This is a genomic window from Hydrogenophaga sp., from assembly GCF_041633695.1.
Lineage (GTDB): Bacteria > Pseudomonadota > Gammaproteobacteria > Burkholderiales > Burkholderiaceae_C > Hydrogenophaga.
On record NZ_JBFJMY010000439.1, the window covers coordinates 1 to 3,452 of the forward strand.

The 3,452-nt window shown below is 63.4% G+C and carries 4 protein-coding genes; 3 read left to right on the forward strand and 1 reads right to left on the reverse strand.

Going from position 1 to position 3,452, the window contains the following annotated elements:
• From ABYB95_RS19685 to ABYB95_RS19695, 3 genes are all read left to right on the forward strand, one after another.
• A partial coding sequence (locus ABYB95_RS19685) for a TRAP transporter small permease (RefSeq protein WP_372660792.1) occupies positions 1–445 on the forward strand: 445 nt, incomplete at its 5' end.
• Entirely contained in the window at positions 442–1,719 is a 1,278-nt protein-coding gene (locus ABYB95_RS19690; protein ID WP_372660795.1) for a TRAP transporter large permease, read from the forward strand. The genes ABYB95_RS19685 and ABYB95_RS19690, both read left to right, overlap by 4 nt.
• 52 nt (positions 1,720–1,771) lie before the next feature.
• The gene (locus tag ABYB95_RS19695) at positions 1,772–2,788 is read left to right on the forward strand and encodes a TRAP transporter substrate-binding protein (protein WP_372660798.1); all 1,017 of its coding nucleotides are present in this window, start codon (positions 1,772–1,774) and stop codon (positions 2,786–2,788) included.
• A gap of 82 nt (positions 2,789–2,870) precedes the next feature.
• Here ABYB95_RS19695 and ABYB95_RS19700 read toward each other — a convergent pair.
• Positions 2,871–3,452 (reverse strand): oxidoreductase C-terminal domain-containing protein (locus ABYB95_RS19700; RefSeq protein WP_372660801.1); only part of this gene is annotated, 582 nt, incomplete at its 5' end.

Genomic DNA, 3,452 nt, shown 5'->3' on the forward strand with positions numbered 1-3,452 from the left:
GGTGCTGGCGGTGTTCGGCAACGTCATCCTGCGCTACTTCTGGGGCACGGGTTGGGTCGTGTCCGAGGAGCTTTCGCGCCTGCTGTTCGTCTGGCTGGTGTGCCTGTCCGCCACGCTGGCCTTTGGTGAAAACAAACACCTGGGCTTTGACCTGCTCACCGCCCGCCTCACCGGTGTGAAGGCCGCCGCTTTGCGCTGGCTTTCGCGGGGTCTGATCGCCCTGGCGCTGTATTACCTGGTCAGTGGCTCCTGGGCCCAGGTGCTGGTGGGCATGGACAGCCGTAGCCCGGTCATGAACTACCCCTTGGCGCTGGGTGCCGCCGGCACCTTGGTCATGGGTGTGTGCATGGCGGTCTTGCTGCTCTTGCAGTGCTGGCACGAATGGCGTGGTGAGCCCGTGGCCTCTGGCCCCGCAGCTTCTACCGACGGAGGGCGCACACCATGACGATTGCGCTCTTTCTCACCGTGTTGTTCGCCACCATGACGGTGGGCGTGCCGATAGCCTTCGCGCTGATGCTGACCGCCTTGGCCTTGATGGTGCAGCTCGATTTCTTCGACGCCCAGTTGCTGGCGCAAAACGTGCAGGCCGGCTTCGACAGCTTTCCGCTGCTGGCGGTGCCGTTTTTCATACTGGCCGGTGAGCTGATGAACGCGGGTGGCTTGAGCCGCCGCATCATCGATCTGGCGCGCTCCATGGTCGGCCACATCCCGGGCGGCCTAGGCTATGTGGCGATCGCCGCTTCGCTGATGCTGGCGTCCATGAGCGGCTCGGCCATTGCCGACACGGCTGCCCTGGCCACGCTGCTGCTGCCCATGATGCGGCGGCAGAACTACCCCGACGGTTCCAGCGCCGGGCTGATCGCGTCGGGCGGCATCATCGCGCCCATCGTGCCGCCGTCCATGCCCATGGTGATCTACGGCGTGACGACCAACACCTCGATCAGCAAGCTGTTCCTGGCCGGCATCGTGCCCGGCATCATGATGGCCGTGGGTTTGGTGCTGGTGTGGCGCGGCATTGCGCGCCGCAAGGCCTTGCCGGTGGCCGACAAGACCAGCTGGGTGCAGCGCCGCGAGGCTTTGGGCAGCAGCGCCTGGGCTTTGATGATGCCGGTCATCATCATCGGCGGTCTGCGCATGGGTTTTTTCACGCCCACCGAAGCGGCCGTGGTGGCCGCCGTCTACGCGCTGCTGGTGGCGGTGTTCGTCTACCGCGAGCTCGATCTGAGCGGCGTGTTCAAAGTGTTGGTCGATGCTTCTCGCACCACCGGTGTGGTGATGTTTCTGTGCGGAGCGGCCACCGCCGCCTCTTACATGATCACCCTGGCCGACCTGCCCAACCAGCTGGCCCACAGCATGGGCCCGCTGCTGCAAAACCCCATGTTGTTCATGGCCGTGGTTTGCGCCTTTTTGCTGGCGGTCGGCATGGTGATGGACCTCACGCCCACCATCCTCATCCTGGCGCCGGTGCTCGCGCCTCTGGCCTTGAAAGCCAACATCGATCCGGTGTACTTCGGTTTCGTCTTCATCTTTGTCGGCTGTCTGGGCTTGCTCACGCCACCCGTGGGCACGGTGCTCAACGTGGTGGCCGGCGTGGGCGGCCTGCGCATGGAGCCGGTGATCCGCGGTGTCATGCCCTTCCTGCTGGTGTATTTCGCCATGCTGGTGTTGTTGATTCTTTTCCCGGCCATCGTCTTGTGGCCTCTCAAGCTGATGTTTTAAGACTCAGTGTTTTGTTCCCGGCATCCGCCATATCCATCCCAAGGAGACCCCTATGAAAATCCGACAACTCGCCATCGCCGCTGCCGTGGCACTGACCACGCTGGGCGCGGGCATGGCCCAGGCGCAAGACATCAAGCCACGCCTGATCCGTTTCGGCTACGGCCTGAACGAACAATCCAACCAGGGTCGCGCCGCCAAAGTGCTGGCCGACGAAATTGAAAAGAACTCGGGCGGCAAGATGAAGTTGCGCGCCATTGGCGCTGCCGCGCTGGGCTCGGACGTGCAAATGCAGCAGGCGCTGATCGGTGGCGCGCAGGAAATGATGGTGGGCTCCACCGCCACCCTGGTGGGCATCACCAAAGAGATGGCCATCTGGGACACGCCTTTTCTGTTCAACAACGGTAAAGAGGCCGACGTGGTGCTCGACGGCCCGGTGGGCCAGAAGGTGATGGACAAGCTGGAGGAAAAAGGCCTGGTGGGTCTGGTGTATTGGGAAAACGGGTTCCGCAACCTGACCAACAACAAGCGCGCGGTCACCAAGCTGGAAGACATGGACGGCATCAAGCTGCGTGTGATGCAGAACACCGTGTTCATCGACAGCTTCAAGACCCTGGGCGCCAATGCCGTGCCGCTGCCGTTCTCGGAACTGTTCACCGCGCTCGAAACCCGCACGGTTGACGGTCAGGAGAACCCCTACAACACCATCCTGTCCAGCAAGTTCTACGAGGTGCAGAAGTACCTGACCGTGACCAACCACGTCTACAGCCCCTGGATCGTGCTGGTGAGCAAGAAGTACTGGGACGCCTTGAGCAAGGACGAGCAGAAGGTGTTGATGGACGCCGCCGTGAAGAGCCGGGACTTTGAGCGCGAGGACACCCGTGCAGAAGCCAGCAAGGCGCTGGCCGATCTCAAATCCAAGGGCATGCAGATCAACGAACTGGCGCCGGCCGAGGCCAACCGCATGCGCGACAAGCTCACGGCGGTGAATGCCAGCATCGCCACCAACGTGGGCATGGATCTCTGGAAAGAGACCCAGGCAGCGGTGAACAAGGCGCGCGGCGCCAAATAAACACGGGTTTGTCTCCTGTGCCTTGCAGCACGCCGACCTTCGGGTGGGCGTGCTTTTTTTTGGCCGCCGCGCTGGTGGGCGTTCAGCCCAGCAAGGACTTCAACGGCGTGGCGCTGTCTGCCAAAGCGCTGGGCTCCAGGTGCAGACGGCTTTCGATCAGCTTGCGCGACATCATGTGGTCCATCGGTGCGTTGGCCGATTCGGCGCACAGCAGCCGCCCGTCCTGCAGGTGGAACAGGGTGAAGCTGCTGGCCTGTGCGCCCGGGCGCAACACGGTTTCTGCCTGTGCGGGCAACAGGCCGGCGATTTGCAGGCGCAGGCTTCCTTGCTCCGACCAGAACCAGGGCAGCGCGCGGTAAGGCTCCTCACGGCCCAACAAAGTGGCCGCTGCGGTGCGGGCCTGGTCGTTGGCGTTCTGCACCGATTCCAGCCGGCGTTGCACGCCGTCTTCGGCCGCAAAATTCGCGCAGTCGCCGATCGCGAGAATGGCCGGGTCGCTGGTGCGCATGCAGGCGTCCACCACGATGCCGTTGTCGACCCGCAGGCCACAGGCCTGGGCCAGCTCGGTTTCAGGCACAGCGCCAATGCCGAGCACACAGATGTCGATGGCGACGGTGTTGCCATCGACCTGCAGCGAAACCAGACGCTGGTCCTGGATCTCGAA